Raw genomic sequence first — 1,212 nt, 5'->3', positions numbered from 1 at the left:
GTTGTCGAAGGCGGAGGGCTGACCATGCAGGCCGTCCGCTACTACAAGACCAACCATCCTGACGTGCTGCGCGCGATCAGCGCCCAGCGCGAAGCCCGCCGGACTCTACGGGATCGTGCCACCTCGTTTGCCTTCGACTTCGGCGGCAAGCCGGCGATTCTTAGCACCATCACCGACACGTACTTCGGCGGCATCATCTTCACGCCGCCGAAGCCGACGACCTTCTGGACGGCACCCGACGAACATGGCGCCCAGCGCCCGCGGTCCCGGCCGCCCACGCGCACGACGTGGACGCCCGAAGAGCGAGAGGCCCACAAGCGGCGCTTGGTTGATTGGGAGGCGCGCCGGCCGCGCGATCACGTCGGCGACGAGGGGCTCTACGCGGCGATGGGGACCGACTGGGGATGCCTGCTGTTCGTCGGCATCGCCTACTTCGACCATGCCGACTATCTCTACGTGGCGACGGCCGCGACCCTCGCACCGCACATGCAGGAAATCCTGGGAAGCGAGTATGAAGCAGCCCAGCAGCAGGCCAACGCACTGCGTGCCGCAGGGAAACAGGCGGTGGCCGCATGAACGTCATCGCCTTCCGAAGCCGCAGCACTGGCCCCACGCCGCCGACCACGCTGTCGTCGCTGCACCTGACGCCGATGGTTGACCTGTTTCTGGAACGCCTGCGCGTTCGCGGCGCAGCACGCAACACGCTGCTGGCGTACGGCAGCGACCTGCGCCACTTCGTCGTGTTCGCCCTGCGCATGGGCGTGGCGCTGGCCGGACAGGTGGACGAACGCCTGGTCAATCGCTGGATCGATGCCGGCATGCAGGAACGCGGCTGGTCGCGCCGCACCGCGCACCGCAAGCACATGACCCTGCACAGCCTGTTCCAGTGGGCTATCGGCGAGGGTTACGCGCTGCGCGACCCCACCACGGACGTGCGCATCACCTTCCGCCCGCGCGCCGTGGTGGCGCCGGAACTGGAACCGCTGAAGCGCGTCGTGGCCGCGATTGGCACGCAGGCGCCGCTGGACCTGCGCGACCGCGCCATGTGCCTGCTGATGCTGGACGCCGCGCTGCGCGCCAGTGAGGTGGCCTGCATCGACGTGGAGGACGACACCCACCCGCGTCTGCACTGGGTGGACCTAGTGGCGCGGCGCGTGCACGTGCGGCCGAAGGGCGGGGCGGATACCGACGCCGACGTGGTGGGACTGGAAC

The 1,212-nt window shown here is 69.0% G+C and carries 2 protein-coding genes; both read left to right on the top strand.

Features of this window, described 5'->3' with window-relative positions; genetic code table 11:
- A partial coding sequence (locus tag AC04L7_RS19075) for a hypothetical protein (RefSeq protein WP_475513756.1) occupies nucleotides 1-576 on the top strand: 576 nt, incomplete at its 5' end.
- On the top strand, nucleotides 573-1,212 hold a 640-nt coding region (locus tag AC04L7_RS19070; protein WP_475513755.1), incomplete at its 3' end, for a tyrosine-type recombinase/integrase. The genes AC04L7_RS19075 and AC04L7_RS19070, both read left to right, overlap by 4 nt.

The sequence above is a fragment of the Pseudoxanthomonas sp. LjRoot204_2 genome (genome assembly GCF_056175765.1).
Note: the sequence above shows the minus strand (reverse complement) of the source record. Positions and strands in the feature narration are given on the sequence as shown.